The 22,979-nt window shown below is 66.8% G+C and carries 21 protein-coding genes and 2 pseudogenes; 18 read left to right on the plus strand and 5 right to left on the minus strand.

The features are described 5' to 3' along the window. Positions 1-144: 144 nt before the first annotated feature. The gene (locus KPL78_RS30795; RefSeq protein ID WP_369412765.1) at positions 145-384 is read right to left on the minus strand and encodes a transposase; all 240 of its coding nucleotides are present in this window, start codon (positions 382-384) and stop codon (positions 145-147) included. A gap of 221 nt (positions 385-605) precedes the next feature. Here KPL78_RS30795 and KPL78_RS15380 point away from each other — a divergent pair, with 221 nt between their 5' ends. Both KPL78_RS15380 and KPL78_RS30225 read left to right on the plus strand, forming a co-directional pair. Beyond that, positions 606-854: a hypothetical protein gene (locus tag KPL78_RS15380; RefSeq protein ID WP_219763865.1), complete on the plus strand. Its 249-nt coding sequence runs from the start codon at positions 606-608 to the stop codon at positions 852-854. Positions 855-1,073: 219 nt separating this feature from the next. After that, a complete protein-coding gene (locus KPL78_RS30225) occupies positions 1,074-1,229 on the plus strand; it encodes an integrase core domain-containing protein (RefSeq protein ID WP_408904485.1) in 156 nt (51 codons plus the stop codon). Between the two features lie 217 nt (positions 1,230-1,446). Here the strand turns inward: KPL78_RS30225 and KPL78_RS15390 are convergent, their stop codons facing one another. Beyond that, positions 1,447-2,493 (minus strand): LacI family DNA-binding transcriptional regulator, encoded by a 1,047-nt coding sequence (locus tag KPL78_RS15390; protein WP_219763866.1) that lies wholly within the window; start codon positions 2,491-2,493, stop codon positions 1,447-1,449. Positions 2,494-2,734: 241 nt separating this feature from the next. On the opposite strand from KPL78_RS15390, the gene KPL78_RS15395 reads away from it, so the two are divergent. From KPL78_RS15395 to KPL78_RS15450, 12 genes and pseudogenes are all read left to right on the plus strand, one after another. Next, on the plus strand, positions 2,735-4,537 hold the full coding sequence (locus KPL78_RS15395) for a hydantoinase B/oxoprolinase family protein (protein ID WP_219763867.1): 1,803 nt from the start codon (positions 2,735-2,737) through the stop codon (positions 4,535-4,537). 5 nt (positions 4,538-4,542) lie between these two features. After that, the gene (locus tag KPL78_RS15400) at positions 4,543-6,636 is read left to right on the plus strand and encodes a hydantoinase/oxoprolinase family protein (protein WP_219763868.1); all 2,094 of its coding nucleotides are present in this window, start codon (positions 4,543-4,545) and stop codon (positions 6,634-6,636) included. A 99-nt stretch (positions 6,637-6,735) separates the two neighbouring features. Further along, positions 6,736-8,295, plus strand: coding sequence for an ABC transporter substrate-binding protein (locus KPL78_RS15405; protein ID WP_219763869.1), 1,560 nt, complete (start codon positions 6,736-6,738; stop codon positions 8,293-8,295). Positions 8,296-8,302: 7 nt separating this feature from the next. Beyond that, positions 8,303-9,250 carry an ABC transporter permease gene (locus KPL78_RS15410; protein WP_219763870.1) on the plus strand — a complete coding sequence of 316 codons (948 nt, stop codon included), beginning with the start codon at positions 8,303-8,305 and terminating at the stop codon, positions 9,248-9,250. Then, positions 9,247-10,152, plus strand: coding sequence for an ABC transporter permease (locus KPL78_RS15415; RefSeq protein ID WP_219763871.1), 906 nt, complete (start codon positions 9,247-9,249; stop codon positions 10,150-10,152). The genes KPL78_RS15410 and KPL78_RS15415 overlap by 4 nt, the downstream gene beginning before the upstream one ends. Then, complete coding sequence (locus KPL78_RS15420) at positions 10,149-11,114, plus strand: ABC transporter ATP-binding protein (protein ID WP_219763872.1); 966 nt, start codon at positions 10,149-10,151, stop codon at positions 11,112-11,114. The genes KPL78_RS15415 and KPL78_RS15420 overlap by 4 nt, the downstream gene beginning before the upstream one ends. After that, a complete protein-coding gene (locus KPL78_RS15425; protein ID WP_219763873.1) occupies positions 11,111-12,124 on the plus strand; it encodes an oligopeptide/dipeptide ABC transporter ATP-binding protein in 1,014 nt (337 codons plus the stop codon). The genes KPL78_RS15420 and KPL78_RS15425 overlap by 4 nt, the downstream gene beginning before the upstream one ends. Further along, the gene (alr, locus tag KPL78_RS15430) at positions 12,121-13,233 is read left to right on the plus strand and encodes an alanine racemase (protein ID WP_219763874.1); all 1,113 of its coding nucleotides are present in this window, start codon (positions 12,121-12,123) and stop codon (positions 13,231-13,233) included. The genes KPL78_RS15425 and alr overlap by 4 nt, the downstream gene beginning before the upstream one ends. Before the next feature lie 32 nt (positions 13,234-13,265). Continuing rightward, positions 13,266-14,564, plus strand: coding sequence for an NtaA/DmoA family FMN-dependent monooxygenase (locus KPL78_RS15435; RefSeq protein WP_219763875.1), 1,299 nt, complete (start codon positions 13,266-13,268; stop codon positions 14,562-14,564). A gap of 28 nt (positions 14,565-14,592) precedes the next feature. Further along, the gene (locus KPL78_RS15440; protein ID WP_219763876.1) at positions 14,593-14,952 is read left to right on the plus strand and encodes a RidA family protein; all 360 of its coding nucleotides are present in this window, start codon (positions 14,593-14,595) and stop codon (positions 14,950-14,952) included. Positions 14,953-15,151: 199 nt separating this feature from the next. After that, complete coding sequence (locus KPL78_RS30800) at positions 15,152-15,340, plus strand: transposase (RefSeq protein WP_219763877.1); 189 nt, start codon at positions 15,152-15,154, stop codon at positions 15,338-15,340. 99 nt (positions 15,341-15,439) lie between these two features. After that, a pseudogene (locus KPL78_RS15450) lies at positions 15,440-15,951 on the plus strand (integrase core domain-containing protein); the annotation flags it as partial. Between the two features lie 67 nt (positions 15,952-16,018). Here the strand turns inward: KPL78_RS15450 and KPL78_RS15455 are convergent. Next, positions 16,019-17,026 carry a LysR family transcriptional regulator gene (locus KPL78_RS15455; protein WP_219763878.1) on the minus strand — a complete coding sequence of 336 codons (1,008 nt, stop codon included), beginning with the start codon at positions 17,024-17,026 and terminating at the stop codon, positions 16,019-16,021. A gap of 126 nt (positions 17,027-17,152) precedes the next feature. On the opposite strand from KPL78_RS15455, the gene KPL78_RS15460 reads away from it, so the two are divergent. Genes KPL78_RS15460 through KPL78_RS15470 form a run of 3 tightly spaced genes read left to right on the plus strand, consistent with a single transcriptional unit; the run spans position 17,153 to position 19,415 of the window. Then, the gene (locus KPL78_RS15460) at positions 17,153-18,157 is read left to right on the plus strand and encodes a tripartite tricarboxylate transporter substrate binding protein (RefSeq protein ID WP_219763879.1); all 1,005 of its coding nucleotides are present in this window, start codon (positions 17,153-17,155) and stop codon (positions 18,155-18,157) included. Between the two features lie 29 nt (positions 18,158-18,186). Next, complete coding sequence (locus tag KPL78_RS30805; RefSeq protein ID WP_219763880.1) at positions 18,187-19,050, plus strand: alpha/beta hydrolase; 864 nt, start codon at positions 18,187-18,189, stop codon at positions 19,048-19,050. Beyond that, positions 19,050-19,415: a nuclear transport factor 2 family protein gene (locus tag KPL78_RS15470; protein WP_255569102.1), complete on the plus strand. Its 366-nt coding sequence runs from the start codon at positions 19,050-19,052 to the stop codon at positions 19,413-19,415. Before KPL78_RS30805 ends, KPL78_RS15470 begins: the two co-directional genes overlap by 1 nt. 331 nt (positions 19,416-19,746) lie before the next feature. Here the strand turns inward: KPL78_RS15470 and KPL78_RS30235 are convergent. Further along, positions 19,747-20,158, minus strand: a pseudogene (locus KPL78_RS30235) (IS5 family transposase); the annotation flags it as partial. 687 nt (positions 20,159-20,845) lie between these two features. On the opposite strand from KPL78_RS30235, the gene KPL78_RS15480 reads away from it, so the two are divergent. Continuing rightward, complete coding sequence (locus tag KPL78_RS15480; RefSeq protein ID WP_219763882.1) at positions 20,846-21,820, plus strand: class I mannose-6-phosphate isomerase; 975 nt, start codon at positions 20,846-20,848, stop codon at positions 21,818-21,820. Here the strand turns inward: KPL78_RS15480 and KPL78_RS15485 are convergent. Continuing rightward, a complete protein-coding gene (locus KPL78_RS15485) occupies positions 21,783-22,919 on the minus strand; it encodes a glycoside hydrolase family 130 protein (protein WP_255569045.1) in 1,137 nt (378 codons plus the stop codon). The genes KPL78_RS15480 and KPL78_RS15485 overlap by 38 nt on opposite strands. Between the last annotated feature and the right edge of the window lie 60 nt (positions 22,920-22,979).

Here is a 22,979-nt window from a genome sequence, read left to right on the forward strand (position 1 = left end):
CGGCCGACGGATCGGGACGTCGTCGGACCCCGCAGGACTTCGCCCTCGGGTTCCCGTTGACGGAAGGCATCATCGCCGGCGACCGCGAGTTGGTGGATATCAAGGTGCTGTCGGCCTGCCACGGTATGGTCGTGGGCGTGACAGTCACCCATGAACGCTTCGCGGCGCCCCTGTCACGGCGACGGAATCTGGTCGGGCGGACAGGTAGCGGCCCGTGCGGCAAGGGGAGCCTGGATCAGATCCGGGACGCCAGCGATAGAGGCTCGCCTCCGAAACCCCCCGCCCGCGGCAGATCTCCCCCACCGTCCAACCTTGCGCCAGTTCCATCTCAGCCTGCCGCTGCAGCCCAATGATCTGCGTCGCCGTAGTGCCTGTCTTCGGCATCCACGCCTCTTTCCGAGACCGACAACTCTCTCATCACTGACGCATCCCCTTCAGGGGAGAAAGTCATTCAACCGACCTACCGAACCGGGGTGCCGACGCTGGCCGGCGCCATCGACCCGCAGATCGACCGCAAGAGCCTTCGCCGGGCGCAACAGAAGCCACCGGAACGGCTCAGGCGCGGGAATGCATGCTGATCGGGCGCGGCCTGCAACAGCACGGCGATGAGCCGCATACGATCGCCGCGCGCGATGTTCATGCGCGCCACCGAGATCGATCCATCCTTCGCCGCTCCCTATGCCTGGGCGGCCTTCACCCTCATGCGGGTCGTCACCTTCGGCTGGAACGCCGCACTGCATGGTGGCGGCGCCGAGGAGGCGGGGCAGCCCGCCGCCACCACACCTGCGCCGGCGGCCGGAAGCGGCAGGAGACGCAGCAGGCAACGGCGTTCATCTTGGTGTTCGATCATCTAACTCTCCGCGACGGGCGATTGGCGCCCGGCCGTTTCATGGAGAGGTTTCTGCGCCACGCGACCGTGGCGCACATGACCAGATCCTCGTGACGCGCGCGTCACGTCGATACGGCAGAGATCAGCGCAGCATCACGGCCGCCTCCGGGGAGGGTGTCTCTGCGCCCGGCTTGTCCGCACGCCCCAGGACCTTCGCATCGCCTATCGGCCCAGTGCGGAGTGCCTGAATGCACACCGGCTCCCGACGCTAGGCGGAGCGCGGAAAACGTTGGAGGTTTATCGCGGATACTACGGCGAGGATCGCCCGCATGGCGCGATCGGGCAGAGGCCTCCGACTGCGTTGCGGAACCAAGGTGGCATCGCCAGCCAGCCACCGTGAAAAGGCCCGGAAACTCCAACTCCGGGCGCTCCAACAATCGGGTTCGGACCATACGAGCCCGGGCTCCAGCCATCAGCCGCGGAGCAATGGGGCTCAGGTCACATTCTCACCGGTGAGATCAGCTTTTACCGTGACGACGAACCATCCCCCACAGCCCAGCCCAACGCCGGAACTCTTCTGCCACCGGCCAGGCCCCGGAACCGGCGGTTCAAGACGGCTACTGCACAAGCGCAGGACCACTGCAGGACGCTCGCATAACAAGACGCGTCGGAAGCACGATACGCCGTGATGGCGCTTCGTCTCCTGCAATCCTCTCGACCAGGATGTCGGCCGCAACTCGACCCTCTTCCCGACCGTCCCAGCGTAGTGCCGAAATGCCCGGTGCTATGAGCGCGGCGAAATCGGAATCGCCCATGCTGATCACCGACAGGTCGGCTGGTATGGATAGCCGCCGATGGCGTACCGCGTGCAGCAGGCTGATGAGCTCCTGCGCGCCGATGATTATGGCGGTCGGCCGACATGGCTGTTCGAGCAAGGCCAGTGCGTTGTCGACCGTAAAGTCACCCGGGCTTTCCATCGTATGCAGCATAGCCGGCGCCGCATCGACGCCATTGACTGCATAGGCCCTGAAGAATCCCTGCTTTCGCTCACGCCCGGGCCAGTTGGACAGGCCGCTTGCCACCAGTGCGATGCGCCGATGCCCGAGCCGGAGCAAATGGGACGTTGCCTCGAAACAGCCGCCGGCCTGATCGGTCAGCACGCTGTCGAAGCCGCCCTCCGCGATGCGCTCGAAGAGCACGACGGGGAACCTCAGGCCCTGGAGCGCGCGGGCGAGGGCGGGATCGTCCTCCCGACCCAGCGTCATGATCAGGCCATCCACCTTGCGCTGCTGGAAGAAACGCAGCAGCTCCACCTCGCGTTCCGGCCGGTCCGCGGTATTGGCCAGTACCATCGTGTAGCCGGCCTCGCGCAGCCGCTCCTCGGCGCCGGCGATCATGGCGGTGAAGACCGGGTGCGAGGCGAGCGGAACGGCGCAGCCGATCACCCGCGTCTGGCGCAGGCGGAGGCTCTGGGCGGCTCCATCGGGCACGTAGCCGAGGTGCTGCACGGCCGCGAGCACCGCCTCACGTGTCGCCGGCAGGATGCCAGGATGGCCGCTCATCGCGCGGGAGACGGTGCCGATGGACACACCCGCCGCCGCGGCGACGTCCCGGATCGTGATCCGCCGTCCTAAGGTCGCGTGGGAGGTCATGGTCGCGCACATGACTCAATCATATCGCACGAAATACGGGCAGAAAAACGTTTTTATGTCGGGATACGATTTGCGCTTGCGTGGTCTTGAGGCAGCGCATTAGCCTCCCTGCATCCTGAACCCGCGAGCCTCAAGATCGCATCAGGATAGCGCCAAAGCGGCAATTAAAACGTTTTTCCGATCACTCCGCGGTCTTCCCGCGGTCGGATTCCGTCGAAGAACGTTGCGCGAGCAACTGCTGCAGGGGTGCGCCATGACCGAGCCGACGATCGATCCCTTCGAGTTCGAGCTGTTCAAGAACGCGCTGCTCTCCGTCGCGGACGAGATGGCTCTGACGGTGCATCGCACGACCTATTCGGCCGTGCTGCGCGACAACCTCGACTACTCGACCGCCTTCTTCGACGCCAAGGGCCGGCTCGTCGCGCAGGGTTTCTCGCTGCCGGGCCATCTCGGCTCGATGCCGACCGCGCTTGCCGCGATCATGCGCCGCTTCGGCGATACGATGAAGCCGGGCGACATCTTCGCGCTGAACGATCCCTTCGACGGCGGGATGCACCTGCCGGACCTGTTCGTCTTCCAGCCCATCTTCATCGATGGCGTGCTGATGGCCTTCGCCGGGTCGATCTCCCACCACACCGACATGGGCGGGCGCGTCGCCGGGTCGAACGCGGCGGATTCCACCGAGATCTACCAGGAAGGCATCCGCGTCCCCGTCCTGCGCATCTTCGATGGCGGCGTGCCGAACGACACCTTCTTTGCCTTCATCGAGAAGAATGTGCGCGTGCCCGCCAAGGTCGCCGGCGACATCCGGGCGCAGCTCGCCGCCTGCCACATCGCCGATGCCGCCTTCCGCGAACTTTGCGCGCAATACGGCCCGCCCAAGGTGGAGCGGCTGATGGCTGAGCTGCTCGACTATTCGGAACGCCTGGCCCGCGCCGAGATCGCGAAGCTGCCCGACGGTGTCTTCACCTTCGAGGACTGGCTCGACGATGACGGCATCGAGCGCGGCAAGCCAGTGCCGATCAAGGTCGCGATCGAGAAGCGCGGCGACAGCATCCGCTTCGACTGGACCGGATCTGCGCCGCAGGTTAAGGGCGCGCTGAACGCGACGCTGTCCTTCGCGAAGTCGGTGTCCTACTGCGCGCTGATCTCGATCATCGACAATGCCGCGCCGAACAATGACGGCGTATTCCGCGCGGTCGAGGTGGTGGCGCCGCTCGGCACCATCGTGAACTGCACCCTGCCCGCCTCGGTCGCGGCGCGCGGCCTGACCGGCTTCCGCATGATCGACGTGGCCTTCGGTGCGCTCGCGAAGATGGTGCCCGACCGTGTCTTCGCCTGTTCCGATGGCGGCAATTCCAACATCTCGATCGGCGGCTACTACGCCGACAAGACGCCCTACATTTACTGCGACTTCACCTGTGCCGCCTGGGGTGCGCGCCCCTGGGCCGACGGCATCGACGGCAATTCGAACATCTTTGCCAACATGGCCGGCCAGTCGGTCGAGGTGACCGAGGCCGAGCAGCCCGTGCTGATCGAGGATTACGAGATCCTGGCCGATCGCGGCGGCGCGGGGAAGTACCGCGGCGGGATGCCCTACCGTCGCACTTATCGCTTCCTTGAGGAGGAGGCGAGCCTGTCGGTCCGCTCCGACCGTCGCGACATCCGTCCCTACGGTCTCTACGGAGGGGCACCGGGCGCGCCATCCTTCAACTACATCACGCGCGCCGGCGGGCAGCAGGAACTCTACCCGTCGAAATTCTCCACCCTGCTGCGCCGTGGCGACGTCTTCGTGCATGAGATCGCCGGCGCCGGCGGCTGGGGGGATCCGCTCGAGCGCGAGGTCGCCAGGGTCATGAAGGATGTCCGGCAGGGCCTGGTCTCGGTCGCGGCAGCGCGCGACCTCTATGGCGTGATCCTGTCCGCGAACGGCACCTCGGCAGATGAGGCGGCGACGGCCACGCAACGGGCGACGCTGCGCAAAGCGCGCGGCTGGACGGAAGCGCCCTTCGTGCAACGCGAGGAGATCGCGCCGCTCGCCGCGGCGGCGGAGTGACGGCCATGAAGAACATCCGCGTCGGCGTCGATATCGGCGGCACCTTCACCGACATCGTCATCATGGACAAGACGGGGGAGATCATCACCAAGAAGGTGTCCTCGACCGTCGACAACTACGCCCGCGCCATCAGCACGGGCCTTGCGGCGGCACTTGGTGAGCACGGCCTCGCCGGCGGCGATGTGGCCGAGGTGCTGCACGGCACCACTGTCGCTTCCAACGCGATCCTGGAGATGAAGGGCGCGCGCACCGGGCTCATCACCACCAAGGGTTTCCGCGACGTGCTGGAGCTGCGCCTGCTGCGCATGCCGAAGCTCTACGACCTGCATTGGGACAAGCCGCCGACACTGGTCAGCCGCGAACTGCGTCTTGAGGTGACCGAGCGGATTGACGCCAAGGGCAAGGTCCTGGCGCCGCTCGACATGGATGAGGTCGACGCCGTCATCGACCAGCTTCTCGCCGAGAAGGTCGAGGCGATCTCGGTCTGCCTGCTGCATGCCTATGCGAATGACGCGCATGAGATCGCGATCCGCGACGCCATCCGGCGCAAGGCGCCGGAGATGGTGCTCTCAGTCAGCTCCGAGGTGCTGCCCGAGATCAAGGAATACGAGCGCACCTCGACGACCGTCATCAATTCCTACGTCAAGCCGATCGTCGGGCGCTACCTCACCAGCCTGATCGGGGACCTGAAGTCGATCGAGGTCACCTCCCCGCTGCTGCTGATGCAGTCCAATGGCGGGCTAACCCCGGCCGAGACCGCCGCCGAGATGCCGGTGCACATCATCGAATCCGGCCCCGCCGCCGGCGTGATCGGCGCGCAGTCGCTGGCGCGGCGTGCCGGGCTCGACAAGGTCATCTCCTTCGACATGGGCGGCACCACGGCGAAGGCCGCGCTGGTCGAGGACGGCAAGGTATCGCGCGCCGAGGAATATTCAGTCGGCGGCGGCATCATGATCGGCTCGCGTCTGATGTCCGGCGCCGGCTATGCGCTGAAGGTCCCGGCGATCGACCTGGCCGAGGTCGGCGCCGGCGGCGGTTCGATCATCGCCGTCGATGCGGGCGGCGTGCCGCAGGTCGGCCCCGAGAGCGCTGGCTCCTTCCCAGGGCCGGTCTGCTACGGGCTCGGTGGCACCGAGCCGACCATCACCGATGCCAATGTGGTGCTCGGCTACATTAACCCGACGCATCTCGCCGGCGGCAGCGTCAAGCTGGATGCTGCCAAGTCTCATGCCGTGCTGCGGGAGAAGGTGGCGAGCAAGCTCGGCGTCGGCGTCGCGCATGCGGCCTATGGCGCGCATCTCGTCGCCGCGGCGAACATGATCCGCGCCATCAAGGCAGTCTCCAGCGAACGCGGCCGCGACCCGCGCGAATTCGGCCTGGTGGCCTTCGGCGGCAACGGTCCGCTCTTCGCGGCGGGCATGGCGCGCTCGCTCGGCATTCGCACCGTGATCGTGCCGCCCGCGGCGGGCGTCTTCTCCTCGGTCGGGCTGCTCTTTTCCGACGTCGAGTACCACCTCTCGCGCAGCTACCGGCAGGTGATCGGTACGCTCGATACGGCGGCGCTGGTCGCTGCCTGGAATGCGCTGGAGAGCCAGGCGCGCGACAAGCTGCACGCCGACGGCTTCACCGACGCGCAGATCGTGCTCACCCGCACGGCCAAGCTGCATTATCGCGGCCAGGCCTATGAGCTGACCGTGCCGATGCCTGATGGACCGATCACCGCCGAGACGGCCGCGCACCTTGGCGACGCCTTCGGCGACGAGCATGAGCGGACCTATGGCCACCGCGCAGGGCCCGAGGAGCCAGTGGAGCTCGTAAGCCTCAACCTCTCGGCGAGCGGCGAACTCGACACGATGCGCGGGGCCGGCCGCAAGGCGCCGCCCATCCCGGCCGATCCACCCGGCGAGCGTCAAGCCTATTTCGGCACCACCCACGGATGGATGCCGACACCCATCCTGCTGCGCGGGCATCTCGCCGAGCGCGTCTGGACCGGCCCGGTGATCGTCGAGGAATACGACTGCACCTGCGTCGTACCGCCCGGCATGGCGGTTGCTCTCGACGAATACGGCAACATCGTCATCCGCACCGTCGCGGATTGAAGGGTCGTTCCCTTCGACTGGAGCGTGCAACCCGGCGACGAGACCGGGCAGATGGAAGGAAGCGTCCGGCCAGCTTCACCTGCATGAAGGATGGTTGGGATGAATGATCTCCGTTTCGATCGCCGGGGCCTTCTGCGCGGCGGTGCCGCCGTCCTCGGTGCGCTCACGCCCGCCTCGCTGCTTCATGCGCAGCCGGCTGCTGGTTCCACCCTGACCATCGGCATTCCGGGCGTGCCGGCGACGATGGACCCGGTGAACCAGATCAACCATGACTGGATGGTCACCACCCAGCTCATCTTCGAGAACCTCATCGAGTTCGACATCGACGGCAAGCTGAAGCCGCAGCTGGCCGCGGCGCTGCCGACGATCTCGGCCGACGGGCTGACCTATGATTTCACATTGCGGCCAGGCGTGACCTTCTCGAACGGCCAGCCCTTCACGGCGGAAGACGTGAAGTACAGCTTCGACTACCTGCTCAATCCGGCAAACCGCGCCGCGCGCCGCCCGATCTTCGCACGGATCACCGCGGTCGAGGTGGTCGATCCCCTGCATGTGCGCTTCACGCTCAGCGAGCCCTATGCACCCTGGCTCGCCTTCATGACGAAGTGCATGGGCATCTTCGCCAAGGGCTCGCGAGAGGCGAACGGGCCGGACTTTTTCCGCAACGCGCCGGTCGGCGTAGGCACGGGCCCGGCAATCTTCGAGGAATGGCGGGCCAACGAATACATCAGTCTGCGGCGCAACCCGACCTATTGGAACCGCGGCGTGCCGGCCTGGGAGCGCCTGGTCGTGCGGCAATTGCCGGAGGATGCGACGCGCGTCGCCTATATCCGCAGCGGCCAGATCGACATCATGAGCTCCCCGCCGCCGCGCGACTTCGAACGGCTCAAGACGACGAACGGATTGCAGGGCGCGAGCCGGCCGACGCTCGGTGGTTGGTTCGCATTCTATATGGACAACACCAAGGCGCCCTTCGACGACGTGAATCTCCGCCGCGCCGTATCGAGCGCGATCGATCGCGACCTGATCGCCAATCGCGTCTATCGCGGGCTGCTCGATCCCTCGGCCGTCTCGGCGCCGAAAAGCGCCTGGTGGTACCATGCCGAGGCCGACCGCGCCGCGGGCTTCGACCTGGACCGCGCGAAGCGATTCATGGCGGCGTCGCGCCATGCCGGCGGCGCCCCGATCGAGGTCACCATCCCCGCGACGCCCTATCTGCTCGATGTGCGCGATGCCGCGCTGGTGGTGCAGTCGCAGCTTAAGGCCATCGGCATCGACATGAAGATCAAGGTCATGGAGTTCGGGCCCATGATCCAGTCGATCATCCGCGGCGACGAACCGGCGAGCCTGTGGCTGCAGATGTCGCCGGGCGAACCCACCTATCTGCTGCAGAACGTGCTGACGCCCGGGCAGATCGTGGCGAAATCCACCAACTACGATAGCCCGGCCTTCCGCGCGCTGCTCGCCCGCGCCTTCGCCGAGACGGACGAGGCGAAGCTGAAGCCGCTCTATGCCGAGATCCAGACGCTGCTCGCTGAGGACAGCCCGATGGTGTGGATCGGCTTTGCGCATGCGGCGAATGTCTGGCGCAGCCGGGTCAAGGACTTCACGCCGAATCAGGGCCTGACCATCGATCCAAGGCCGGTGGTGCTGGGCTGATCCCGCCATGCTGCGCCTCCTGCTCGACCGGCTGGTCTTCTCGGTGCTGACGCTGCTGGCGGTCGGTCTTTGCCTGTTCGTGCTGACGCGATCCATCGCGGGCACGCCGGCGCGCATCGTGCTGGGCAATGAGGCGACGGCCGACCAGATCGCTGCCTTCGACGCGGAGCACGGGCTCGACCAGCCGGTGTTCACACAATACCTGCGCTGGGTCGGCAGCATCGCCGGGCATCTCGATTTCGGGCGCTCGCTGCTGACCGGCAAGCCGGTGACGGAGACGCTGGCCGAAAGCATGCCGATCACACTCCAGATCGTGGGTTTCGCCTTTCTGTTCGCCGTGGCCGTGGCACTTCCGCTCGGCATCGTCTCGGCCTGCTATCCGGGCTCGCTCGCAGACCATGTGACGCGGATCGTCTCGGTGCTCGGCGTATCCATGCCTGGCTTCTGGCTAGGTCTGATGCTGATCCGCTTCCCTGCCGTGGAGTTCGGCTGGTTCCCTCCTGGCGGCTATGTGCCGGTCAGCGAGGGCTGGGGGCCGCATCTGCAATCGCTCGTGCTGCCCTCCTTCACGCTCGGCATCTACTACATCGCCATCCTCAGCCGGATGACGCGCTCGGGCCTGCTCGAGGTGCGTGGGCTCGACTACATCCGCACCGCGCGGGCGATGGGGATCGGGCGCGGCCGCATGCTGGTTTACGCGCTGAAGAACGCGCTGGTGCCGGTGGTCAGCGTCGCCGCCATGGCTTTCGGCTACATGTTCGGCTGGGCGCTGATCGTCGAATACCTGTTCAACCTGCCGGGCATGTCGAACGGGCTGCTGACCGCCATCACGTCGCGCGACTACACGCTGGTGCAGGCCATCGTGCTGGTCTTCACCATGCTGTTCATCCTGTCGAACCTGGTCGCGGATCTGATCAACGCCATGCTCAACCCGCGGCTGGGGGTGGCGCGATGAGCGGCATCGCGCTGCTGCGCCGCGGGCGGCTATGGCGGCTGCTGCGCGACCAGGGCAGCAGCCTGATCGGTGGGCTGATCGTTGCGATCGTGCTGCTGACAGCGCTCCTCGCGCCCTGGATCGCGCCGCGCGACCCGGTTGAGATCGACATCGTGAACGCCCTGCTGCCGCCCGATGCCGAGTTTCCGCTCGGCACCGACCAGGGCGGGCGGGACGTGCTCAGCCGCATCATCTGGGGCACGCGCGTCTCGCTCACCGTCAGCCTGCTCGCGGTAGTGATCGGGGTGACGCTCGGTACGCTGCTCGGCCTGTTCGCCGCCTATCACCGCGGCTCCTGGATCGAGCAGGTGCTGATGCGGCTGATGGACATGATCGCCTCCATCCCGCTGCTGATCTGGGCGATCGCGCTGGTCGGCATCATCGGCGTGCAGCCCGTGACGCTCGGTCCTCTCACCTTCGACAATGAGCACAAGCTGCTGGTGCTGATCGGCCTGCTGTATGTGCCGTCGCTGACGCGCGTGACCCATGCGGTGGCGCAGGCCGAAATGTCGGCCGACTATGTCCGGGCGCGGCAGGTCGAAGGTGCTTCCCCGATCGCCATCGTGCTCGGGGACGTGCTGCCGAACTGTCTGTCGCCCATCATGGTGCAGGCGACGCTCCTGATTGCGGCGGGTATCGTGGTCGAGGCCTCGGTCAGCTTCATTGGCCTCGGCGTGCAGCCGCCGCGGCCGAGCTGGGGGTCGATGCTGGCCGATGCACGCAATTATGTTTTCTCGCCCGAATGGTGGCTGCCGGTATTCCCGGGCATTGCCATCTCGCTGACGGTGATCGGCTTCAACCTTCTGGGGGACGGGCTGCGCGACGTGCTCGACCCGCGCCGCGTCACGCGGGGCCTGGCATGACGGCGCCGCTGCTCGACGTCCGGGGCCTGCGCGTCGCTTTCCCGATGGGCGGCGGCTGGGGCGAGGCAGTGCGTGGCGTCGATTTCGCCGTGGCTCCCGGGGAAGCGGTCGGCCTCGTCGGCGAGTCGGGGTCAGGCAAGAGCCTCAGCGCACTCGCGATCATGCGGCTGATCGCCGCGCCGGGGCGCATCGCCGGCGGCATCATTCGCTTCGACGGTCAGGACCTGCTCGCCCTGCCGGAATCCGGCATGCGCCGACTGCGCGGACGCCATATCGGCATGGTGTTCCAGGACCCGTCCACTTCGCTGAACCCAGCCTTTTCGGTTGGGCAGCAGTTGGTGGACACGATCCGCGCGCATCGCCCCGAGCTCGGCCGCAAGGCGTTGCGCGATCGCGCCGCCGAGGTGCTCTCCCTCGTCGGCATCACGGAGCCGCAGCGGCGCCTTACCGCCTATCCGCACCAGTTCAGCGGCGGCATGCGCCAGCGCGTGCTGATTGCCATGGCCATCGCCTGCGAGCCGCGGCTGCTCATCGCCGACGAACCGACTACCGCGCTCGACGTCACGGTGCAGGCGCGGGTGGTCGAGCTGCTGAACCGGTTGCGGCAGCAGCTTGGCCTAACGGTGCTGTTCATCTCGCACAATCTCGACCTGGTGGCTGAGCTCTGCGACCGCGTCGTGGTGATGTATGCGGGCCAGGTGGTCGAGGAAGCGGCGACGGTCGATCTCTTCACCCACCCGCGCCATCCCTATACACGCCTGTTGCAGCGCTGCATCCCGCGGCTCGGCCTGGCCGGCCACCGCCTGCCGGCGATCGAGGGCGCGCCGCCGCCAGCCGGGCGCGTGCCTCCGGGCTGCGCCTTCGCCGAGCGCTGCCCCGATGCGGTGCAACGCTGCGCCCTTGCGCCGCCGGCCCGCCGCGCCCTCGACGGCCATGACGTCGCCTGCTGGGAGGCCGCATGACCGCCGAGATCCTGCTGGACCTCGTGGAGCTCGACAAGCGCTACGTGCTGGACGGCGGGTTGCTGGCGCGGCTGACCGGACGACAGCGCGTGCTCCAGGCGCTCGACAAGGTGTCCCTGACCATCCGCCGGCGCGAGGTGATCGGCCTGGTCGGCGAAAGCGGCAGCGGCAAATCCACCCTCGCCCAGGCGGCGGTCCGGCTGCTGGATGTCGATGGCGGCAGCGTGGCCTGGAAGGGCAACAGCGTTACGCGGGCGCGCGGCAAGGCGCTGCGCGGCTTCCGGCGCGGCGTGCAGATGGTGTTCCAGGACACCGGCTCCTCGCTCAATCCGCGCAAGACCATCGGGCGGCATCTGTCGCAATCGCTCGCCCTGGGCGGCCTGCCGCGCGCCGCGCGGCCGGCCCGGATACGCGAATTGCTCGATCTCATCGGGATGAACGAGACCGTTCTGACGCGCTATCCGCACCAACTGTCCGGCGGGCAGCGGCAGCGCATCGCCATCGCGCGCAGCCTCGCCGCCGAGCCCGAGTTGCTCGTGGCGGACGAACCCGTCGCCTCGCTCGACGTCTCGCTCCAGGCGCAGATCGTCAACCTGCTGGACGAGTTGCGCGAACGGCTCGGCCTGACGCTGCTGTTCATCAGCCACGACCTCGCGCTGGTGGGGCATATCAGCACGCGTGTGGTGGTGATGTATGCCGGCAGCGTCGTCGAGGAAGGCGATCCGGCGACGGTGCTGACGCGGCCCGCGCATCCCTATACGCGCGCGCTGATCGCCGCGATCCCGCAGGGTGTCGAGGGGCGCGGCCGCAGCCGGGACGCCGCCGATCGGGGTGCCGAGGGCATCCCTTCGCAGGGATGCCGCTTTGCGCCGCGCTGCCCGCAGGCGCGCGACATGTGCCGCAGCCTCGCGCCAGCCACGCTGCTGCTGCCCGGCGGCCACGGCGTCGCCTGCCACTTCGCGGGGCAGAGCGCGACGCAACCCAGCACGACAGAGGTCCTGGCATCATGACATCGCTGCGTCCGGCCTGGGTCGAGATCGACCTCGATGCCCTGGCGAACAACATGCGGACCATGCGGGCGATGGCCGGGCCCGATTGCTTCATCTACGCCGTGGTGAAGGGCGACGGCTATGGCACCGGGACGGTCGAGGCCGCGACGGTGCTGCAGGCGCATGGCGCGGACGGCATCGCCCTGGGCGACCCCGACGCCATCGCGGGGTTGCGCGCCGCCGGCATTACCGTGCCGATCCTGCTCTACGCCGCCACGCTGCCCGAACAGGCGGCTTCGGTCGCCGCGCTCGATGCCATCCCGACTGTGCACGACCTGGCGGGGCTGGAAGCCTATGGCGCTCTGAACCGGCCCATGGAGATCTGGGTGAAGCTCGATTGCGGCCTGGGCCGCATCGGGCTGCCGCCAGATTCCTGGGATGCGGCCTTCCGTCGCCTGGCGGCGCTGCCCATGCTGCGGCTCGGCGGCATCTATGGCCATTTCCGCTCGCCCGATGTCGAGGTGACCATTGACCGGCAGGCCGTGGTCTTCCGCGCCGGCGTGGAGGCGGCACGGACGGCGGGGCTGGATGGGTTCCGTACCATGGTCGCCGGCAGCCGCCTCGTGCTCGGCCATCCGGCGCTGCACCTCACGGCGGTCAATCCGGGCAAGGCGCTCTATGGCTTCGTCGATGCGGGCTGGCCGCAGCATCATCGCATCCGGCCCGTCGTCGCGGCGCTGAAGACGCGCGTCATCCAGGTCAAGACGCATCCCCCGGGGAGCGGCTGGTATGCCGATGAGACGCCCTGCGACGTCATGCGCCGTTCCGTGGTGGTGCCGCTCGGCTACCTGGATGGGCTCAACTTCCATCCGCCGGGACATGTCGCGCTGCTGCGTGGCATGCGCGTGCCGGTGCTCGGCCGCCGCGGCATCGAGCACATGGTGCTGGACGCCAGCGGCGTTCCCGATGCGACGGTGGGCGACGAGGTCGTCTTCGTCGGCCGCCAGGGTGAGGACAGCATCACACTCGACGAACTCGCCGCCGTGATCGGGCAGCAGCCCATGGAACTCGGCACGCGCATCGCGCGTCTCGCGCCGCGCCGCTACCGGCCAGTGAGCGCCGGCGGCTGAACGGATCTCGGGCTCCTCGAAGGGTATCGCACATGTTCCATCTCGGATGGTTTCTGAAGGCCGGCTTCGGCGTGCAGGGCTGGGGCGACCCCTGGTCCGGCGACATCGCCAGCGAGTGGATGAAGCCCGATTTCTACGTCGAGATGGCGCGAGCCCTGGAACGGGGGCGCTTCGACTATCTGATGATCGAGGATTCCTCGATGATCAACGACAGCTACGAAGGCAGCATGCGCGCGACGTTGCGCCGCGCCGCCGGCGCGCCGAAATGCGACCCGGTGCCGCTGGTGCCGCTGATCGCGCAGGGCAGCCAGCATATTGGCGTCGTCGTGACGGTAACGACGACCTTCTATCCGCCCTTCATGGCCGCGCGGCTCGGTGTGACGCTCGACCACCTGACCAATGGGCGTGTCGGGCTGAACCTCGTCACCGCGAGCGGGCATCGCGCGGCGCAGAATTACGGGTTGGAGAAGCACCTCCAGCATGATCTGCGTTACGAGATGGCAGATGAATGGATGGAGGTGGTGAACCGCCTCTGGTCGTCCTGGGAGCCGGATGCGGTCGTCGCTGACCCGTTGGAAGGCTTCTTCGCCGATGCCGGGAAGGTCCAGCCCATCGAGTTCGAGGGACGCTTCTTCCGCTGCCGCGGGCCACTGAACACCATCCCGGGGCCGCAGGGCCGCCCTGTGATCTGCCAGGCCGGTGGGTCGCCGGCGGGGCGCGCCCTGGCCGCGAAGCATGCCGACACGATCGTCGCGGCGGCCAATGGCGTCGCCTCGATGAAGGAGTTCCGCGACGACGTCGTGCAGCGCATCGCCGCCGCGGGGCGCGATCCCGGGGATTGCAAGGTGATGTTCCTGGTCTCGCCGATCCTGGACGAGAGCGACGAGCAGGCGCAGGACCGTCGCGACCGCCAGCGTGCGAAGGAGAGCGCGAACCTGCTCGGGCGGCTGGAGCGGCTATCCTACATGTCAGGCCTCGATATGTCGAAGTTCGACCTCGATGAACCGTTGCCGGCGGACATCCTGTCGCGCGTGAACGGCCATCAAAGCTCGATCCAGGAGACCATGCGCGGCGGCGGCACGCTGCGCGACATGCTGCGCTATACGCCGGTCGAATCCGTGGAGCTCTGTGGCAGCCCGGACACCGTGGCGTCGCAGATGGCGGAGATCATGCAGGAGGTGGGCGGCGACGGCTTCCTCATCGCCAGCAACGTCAACCGCCGCAACATCGCGGAGATCGTCGACGGCCTTTCACCCGCCCTGATGCGTCGCGGACTGATCCGCAGCGGCTACGACCACGCGAATTTCCGCGACAATCTGCTGGCCTTCTGACCACCAAGATACCGCGAAGGGACCGACCATGACGCCCACCTACATCAACCCGCGCGACCTGGCGCACCGCTCCGATGCCGTGGTCTGGAACGGCGTGGCCTATCTGCCTGGCGTGATGCCGCGTGACGGCAGTGCGACGCTTACCGAGCAGACGCGCGACGTGCTGGCGCAGATCGACGCGCTGCTGGCGCTGGCCGGCACGTCGAAGGACATGCTGCTGACCGCGACGATCTGGATGAACAACGTCAAGCACGACGCGGCCGGCTTCAATGCGGTATGGAACGAGTGGTTGGTTTCGGGTCGCAAGCCCGTGCGGGCCTGCATCGAATCCTCGTTCCAGATCCCCGGGCTGATGGAAGTGATGGTGACTGCGGCAGTACCGGCCTGATCGACCGGACGTGACGGGAGGATTGCGACAGAAATGGGTGACTCGCTCGGCTATCGTGCGAAGTCTGACGTCGTCGACCCCTCCGACAACACCTCGGTGCAGCCATAGATGGATGGGATGCGCCCGCCCGGCGTTGACGCTGCCCCATAACGCGATCCGTCTGTGATGAGGAGGTTGACCTGCTGGGAAGGAGGCGTGAATGCCGAGGCAGAGCCATACGGCGGAGCAGATCATTCGGTTGCTACGGCAAGCTGAAGTGGAAATGTCGCAGGGGCGCAGGATTGGGGCGATCTGCCGTGGTCTTGGTGTCTCGCAGGCGAGCCTTCATCAGTGGCGAGCTGAGTATGACGATTTGCAGGTCGACCAGGTGTCTGACCCCAGGGTTTGATGGTGCAGTCTTTTCCTAGCCATCGAAGGACGCGCTAAGGGCCAGGTTCTCCACAGGAGCGCCCGCACGACAGAGGCGGTCCGTCGCGCGATCCAGCCCTTCCTGCTTGTTGCCGTCGATCGCACTTCGAAGTTCGCCCTCGTCCATCTCGTCGAGAGCACAACACGCGTCACAGCATCCGCCGTCCTCGAGGTCCTTGTCGTCGCCGTGCCCGACCGCATTCGCACCGTGCTCACCGACAACGGCATCCAATTCCGCTTCCAGCGTCGCTACACGAACGGGCCAACGGCGCGCTTCGTGGCACACATGTTCGACATGCGCTGCGCCGATCACGGCATCGAGCATCGCTTCACTCGCATCAACCATCCCTGGACCAACGGCCAGGTCGAGCGGACGAACCGCACCATCAAGGATGCCACCGTCAAACGCTTCCACCACTAAAGCCCCGACCAGCTCCGACGGCAACTCGATGCCTTCGTCGCCGCCTACAGTTTCGCCGGGTGCCTCAAGCGCCTGCGCGGCCTCACTCCATACGAGTACGCCTGCAAGGCATGGGCCGATCAGCCCCAACGCTTCACCCAAACCCGCACCATCTAATGCCTGGACTAAACAAGCGGCTGGTGCCGGACTATCACGCGGCGGTCGAGGCCGGGGAAGCGAGATCAGAGTCTCGGGTCTTCAGGTCCGATGCTTGCGCTTTCGCATTGCGGTCTCTGGTTGCCGCAGACCGGCGGCTGGTTCCTGTCCCTCCCAGAGCTTATCCGCCAGTGCGATTGCGTCTGCGTTCGCGTCTGTCAGCGCAGCCATGAAAGCAGCACCAGTCGCAGTCGGGGGACGAGCGGCCAGGTGCACCAGGGCGTGCCGCGTCGTGAGCGAAGGCGCCTCGGCCGCCAGAAGCACGACATCGCCCGCCACCAGGGCGCGGGCTGCCGGCGCCAGCGTGGTCAGCGCGACATTGTCGGTGCCTTCCAGAAGGCCAATCCACGCTGAAGCGGACTCCACCAGCACGGCTGGAAAGGGAAGGTCGGGGCGCCGTGCCCGGACGCCGTCGCCTCGTGCCTTCGTCAGCACCGCATGGAGCCGGGGCGAGAGGTGCGCCGTCGTGACAAGGGGATACGCCAGGATGCGAGACAGGCCCGCTGCCGCACCTGCCAAGGGGTGATCCCGCCTCACGACAAAGGCAAGCCTCTGCGCGGGAAGTGGCGTGACGACCATGTCGGTGCCTTCGAAGCTCGCATCAGCCGTGACGACGGCAAGGTCGCACAGGCGCGCGCGAAGCTGGGCCAGCGCTGCAGGCCAGGGCAGGGTCTCCAGCCGCACGCGGATGCGGGGATGAGAAGCCTGGAATGCCCTGACGGCCGGAAGGCAGATCGTCTCGAGCGGGAACGGCCCGGCCGCCACGCTGATCTCCTCCCCCGAGCCGCCGCGCAGTTGCGCCAGGCGTTCATGCAGTTCCCGCATGCGTCCGATGATCTCGCGGGCATCGGCCAGAACCATCCGGCACAGGGACGTCGGCTCCGCGCCGCGGCGGCCGCGCCGGAACAACTGGCCGCCCAGCATCCGCTCAGCCGCCGCAATGCTCCGCGTCAGCGCCGGCTGCGTCATCCCGAGCGCGGTCGCCGCGCGCGTGAAGCCACCATGCGCGGCCACAGCCTCGATGCGAATCAGGTCCCGGACATCCAGCATCGGTGCCTCCTGCCGAGGGGCGAGCATAGGCCATTCCATGCCGGTCCGGCATGGGTTGCCGTTGGGCGCGGCATTGGCGACGCGATCCGGCGATTGGGCATGCTGATGGAAAGCCAGGAGTTGCCGATGACCTCTCGCATATGGCGCGGATCGCGCTTCGGCCTGTCCCGACGTGCCCTGCTCGCGGCTTCGGCGGTCGCTGCATCGCCGGGCGCGGCGTCGGCACAGCCGACATTTCCCGACCGTCCCATCCGCGTGATCGTGCCCTATCCCGCCGGCGGTGGAACAGACATCGTCGCCCGCCTGCTGTCCGATGTGATGCGCGACGACCTCGGGCAGCCTATCGTCGTGGACAATCGCGCTGGCGCGGGCGGCAGTATCGGCGCGGAGCAGGTCGCCCGCGCAGCGCCGGATGGATACACGCTGCTGCTGACCGCCGGCGGGTTGGCGATCGCACCCTCGGTGCAGCGTAACCTGCCCTTCGATCCGGTGCGGGACCTCACGGGCATCGCCCTTCTCGCGGTCGTGCCGCTTCTGATCGTCGTGCGTCCGGAAAGCCCGTTGCGGAGCGTTGGCGACCTGCTGACCCTTGCGCGGCGGCGAGGGTCTGAGATGACCTATGCAACCTTCGGCATCGCTACGCCCCCGCACCTCGTCGGTGAGCGCATCGGTCAGGCGGCCGGTGTGCGGATGACGCATGTTCCCTATCGGGGCGGGGCTCAGGCAATGCCGGATATCCTGTCCGGCGCTGTGGACGTCGCGATCATGGACGCAGTTTCAATGTCCCCGCACGTCAACGCCGGTCGCCTTCGCGCGATCGCCATCACCGGGCCGCAACGCTCCGCCGCCTTTGCCGATCTGCCGACTCTCTCCGAAGCGGGCGTGCCGTTCGAGGCTGTTGGCTGGCACGCGGCCTTCGCACCTGCCACTACACCCGCACCCATCGTCGCGCGGCTCAATGGGGCGTTCACGGCAGCTCTGGCCCGCCCCCGCATCCGGGACGTCATCGTCGCTGGAGGTTCACTCCCCATCGACCCGGCACTCGACGCCAATGCCTGGACCGCCCGCTTCCGTCGCGACGTCACAGCCTGGGGCGAGGTTGCCCGCGCCGCTCGGATCGAACTGGACTAAGACCCTTGGACACTCTCGCTACGATCCGCGTGGAACGCGACATCCCCTATGCCGAGGCCGCCATTGGCTATGCGGGCGGCGCCGGCCCGATGCGGATGGTCACGCTCACCTTCGACGCCTATCTCCCGGACAGCGGCGGGCACGCATCGGCACCGGCCCTCGTATTGGCGTTCGGCGGCGCCTTCCACCGCGGCAGCAAAGAAGACGACACCTTCCCCAGCGCGGGTGCCTACGGCCCGAACACGGCCATCGCGGAATACTGCCGGTGCTTCGCGGCTGAGGGCATTGCATGCTTCTCGGTCCGGTATCGCCTTGCACCGGACGATCCGGACCCTGGTACCACCCCGCTGCTGACGCACCCGGAAGGCGTCCCCATGGGCCGGATCGATCAGGTTCGTCAGATCATGGGCCTGCCGTCCATCACGCCGGTCGAGATGGCTGGTGTCATGGAGGCCGCGATGGACGACGTGGCCGCTGCCGCGCGAGCGATCCGGGCCCGGGCTGAGGAGTTCGGTATCGATCCGGAGCGCCTCGTCCTGGGTGGCTGGTCAGCAGGCGCACGCTGCGCGCTCTATGCCGCCTACGCGGAACGCGTGCCTTGTGCGGGGGTTGTCGCGCTCTCGGGAGTCATGCAGCCCGAAGACGTTCGGGCCTACCTGACACCCGACCGGCACCATCCGCCGCTGCTTCTGGTCGCGGCGGAGAACGATCTCGGCTACGTCGTGACAGGTGTGGAGCAGACCGCACAGGGCATGCGCGCCGCCGGCGGCGATGTGCGCGTGGTCCGCGTTCCCGTCAGGGACCATTGGTACGCTGCGGATGCCCCGACTGACACGGGAGAGACGGTCTATGCGAGCATCCGTTCAGCCTTGTCGCGCTGGATAGCCGCTTGATGTCGCTGAGCCTTCTGAATGCCTTCGCGGACGCCTTCAATCGCCATGACATCGAGGCGTTGCTTGGCATGGTGACCGAGGACTGCGTCTTCGACATGTCAAGCGGGCCGGAGCCTTGGGGAACCCGTCATATCGGCCGGCAGGCGCTGCGCGAGGCGCTCCCTTGGGCATGGCGTACCTGGCCCGATGCGCGCTGGGAGCAGGTGAAGCACGTGGTGGCAGGCGATCGCGGCTTCAGCGAATGGACTTTCCGCGGAACTGACGCAGAGGGCCGGGTGACAGAGATACGCGGTGTCGATCTTTTCGTCCTGCGTGACGGGTTCATTGCACGGAAGGATACGTTCCGAAAGCAAAGGCCAGCCTGAAGCAAGATCACTGGGCCACGCCGTCTTCGTCGTACAGGGCGGCGCGGCCCCGATGGTGGTGCGGACCGGATCTGCAAGCGCGCTATTGCGCGTACTCGGTCCTGGCCTGGCCGACACGCTGCGCAGCATGGAGCATTGCCGAGCAGCTACCGGGGCCACCGGCCCCCGCCTCGATGATTTGCAGGTCCGAACTTCCGGCTATGGCGTCCCCGGCGCGCTGGTCGACGACCTGGCCAAGCTCTCGGGCAACGTCATCTGGTCGCAGGCCATCATCGAGGGGGTCATCTCCCGCAAGGTCAGGGAGTCGGGCAAGGGCGCGGGGGAGCATGGCGACGGGCCTAACTTGTCCATCGCTGACGGCGTGGAGCTTGGAATTCAGCCCACCTTTGGTACGGCCGATAAAGCGGGGAAAAGCCCCTTCTTGAGCAGGCTGGCCGCGGCGCGGTGGGCCTTGACGTGGGTACTGTCGATCATCAGCCGCTCGGGCGGGCCGGCCTCGGCGACGAGGGCCATCAAGATGCGGTCGAACACGCCGAGACGGCTCCGGCGCACGAAGCGGCTGTAGAGCGTCTTGTGCGGGCCATAGCTGGGCGGCGCGTCGCGCCACTGCAGCCGTGGCGAATGACGTAGATGATGCCGCTGATCACCCGCCGGTCGTCCACCCGCGCGATGCCATGCGAGAGCGGGAAGAAAGGGTGGCGCCATCGCATCTGGACAGCAGGCAGAAGGAATGGGACGGATATCGCTGCGCCTCCGTCCCTTTCAGAATCACACCCCGCCGCGTCGCATCAAGGATCTAATGGGTCCTGAGCCTAGCTTGTCAGCCTGGACGGCAAAGATGATCACCATGCTCGTTCAGCTGCCCTCAGTCACGCCTGGCCGGAGACTCACCGCTGCCCTACCGCGAGAGGCTTGGGGAGCACATAGGGATCCGGATCCCTATGCCCCCTTTGTGTTCAGATGAAGAACGCAAACGATGCTAGCATAGGTGATGCTTACAATCCGAAGTGTCCCGTTCCTGCTTCTCTACGGATGGGGGCGTACAGGCGGCACCTCCATCGGTAGGCTTTCCTTCAAGACGCTCGCAGGTGCCGCGTTGGCATTCGGCATCCTTCGCATGCTGAAACTCGGATAATGATGCCTGTCGCCGTCGGCAGCACAGACCGTTTCCGATTGCATGCGCCGGCATCCCCGGCCCCGACGCGTCGTGAATCATCGCGCAATCTTGGTCCCGTGCCGCTGCTCCTTGTCCTTCTAGTCGGCGTCAGGGATGTCGTGGCGCAGCGTTGCCGCCGTAGCGGTCAGATCGTGAGAACCGGCGGTCTACGCGTGCTACTGTCTGAAATCGGGCTCATGCTACGCGCCACTGGCTCGCCTTGACGCCGGATCGCCCGATCAGCTCCCCGGAACAGGGGCGAGGAGCCATGCAGATGAAGCAAGCACCGTCGCGAATCGTCCCCCTTCTGATCGAACGGATTTGGGGGCGCAGCGACCTCAGCGAAAGCGGATGGATTGACACAGCCCGTACGTTAGCGAGTCAACCGATCGGCGAAGCATGGTTAACCGACGTGCGTTGCCGGCTGGAGAATGGCGAAGCGCTCGGTGCCATGATGAAGCGCTGTGATCATGGCCAGCCAGTACCGCCCTTGCTCGCCAAGCTTCTATTCACCGCGGCGCCACTCTCGGTACAGGTGCATCCGACCGACGCCGCGGCGCGCGCTGCGGGAACATTCGCGTCAGGCAAGGATGAAGCGTGGCATGTCCTCGAGACCGCGCCAGAGGCATCTGTCTGGATCGGACTTCGACAGCGCGTCACCCGTGGCACTCTGCGTGCGGCTGCAGAAGACGGTTCGGTGCTCGCGCTTTTGCGTCAGCACGCGGTCCGCCTCGGAGAAACGATCCTGATTCCGGCTGGAACTGTACATGCGATCGGCGCCGGTGTGGTGCTTCTCGAGGTGCAGGACCCCGTGGATATCACATATCGGCTATACGACTACGGACGCCTGCGTCCGTTGCAGCTCGAAGCGGCATTGGCAGTCGCCGACCTAGGCCCTTCTCGTGCTGTCGTCGATCCTGCGCCTGGCACCGCCGTCTCGCGAAGGACGCTAGCCAGAGCGAAGCGATTTGTGCTGGAGCGTTGCGAGGTTGCCGCAGGCTTCACGCTCAAGCCGGACGGAAGCCGCTATCATATCCTAGTGGCACTTGCCGCTGGCGCCACGCTTGATGGCGAGCCGCTGCCCCCCGCTGCAGCCGTGTTTGTCCCTGCAACGGGTCGGGCGGCACGGGTTGCGGGCGAGCCGGGCTCGGCAGTTGCGCTTCTGCACTCAGGACCTGGTCCTAGCCCGTGCCTCCTTGCAGGTCGAGCTGCTAGACCATCGCGGCAAGCAGATTGGCCACCAGCATGACCGCAAAGCGCGTCGAGGTATCCGATGCGGCGTATGGCAGTATGAGGTTTCCTTCGTGCACCATGGCGCCGCAGGAATAGACGACGTTCGGGACATAGCCATTCCGCTCCGCCCCGGCAGCTGCCAGCAGCGGGCAGCGCAATCGGCCGATCATGCGGCTCGGGTCGTGCAGGTCCAGCAGGACAGCGCCGATGCAGTAGCGCCGCATCGGCCCGACGCCATGCGTGAGCACAAGCCAGCCTTCCGGGAGTTCGATGGGGCTGCCGCAATTGCCGATCTGCACGAACTCCCACGGCTCCGCCGCGGATAGAATCTCGTTCGTGCCGTTCCACACCTGCAAGTCCTCTGATATGGCGAGTTGCAGTGTCTCGCCGTCCGAGCGCGTCAGCATCGCATAGCGCCCACCTATTCGACGCGGGAACAACGCCATGCCCTTGTTGCGGATGGCCTCCCCGCGTAGCGGCACGAAGGAGAAGCGTCGGAAATCGTCGGTCCGGAGCATCTCGGGCGCGATCTCGCGTCCGGAATAGGCTGTGTAGGTCGCGAAGTAGGTGGCGCGACCGTCATCCTCGACGAAGCGCACGAAGCGTGCGTCCTCTATGCCGTTGCGCTGTGGTGGGGTGATCGGGAAGATCACGCGCTCATCCAGCTCCGTCCCCGGCGAGAAAGCGACGTCGTATGAATCGGTGAGCCGCGCGGCGCTGGTCCGCCGCGGCGTCGTGGCAAAATGGCTTGGCGGATCGACGCGTATTTCGCCGGCTCCGCCTACTATGCCGGAGCGGAAGCAGATCGAGCTGATATGCCCCTCGCCGGTCGCGCGGAGACTCATTGCGAATCGCAACTCGTCGCGCGCGAGGCCTGACTGATCCGGATGCTCGACGATCGAAGGATTGAACAGTGCGGCGGATTGAAAGCTGTACTCATGGCTGAAATAGGCGCCAATCAGCAGTCGCCGCTCCTGGATCGGATCCTCATCCAGGCCCAGCAGATCGCGGATGTGTGCGTAGCGCTCCGCGAGAATGGAGGTGAGGTCGGCATGCCGCGCTCCGAACTCGTGCAGCGTCGCCTCCAGTTCCTCTTCCACCGCCATCGCATCCATGGCGAGGACCCGGTCGATCAGGCGCCTTGCGCGCAGCAGATCGGCCTGGTGCAGATCCTG

This window comes from Roseomonas alba (assembly GCF_019430885.1).
Taxonomy (GTDB): Bacteria; Pseudomonadota; Alphaproteobacteria; order Acetobacterales; family Acetobacteraceae; genus Neoroseomonas; species Neoroseomonas alba.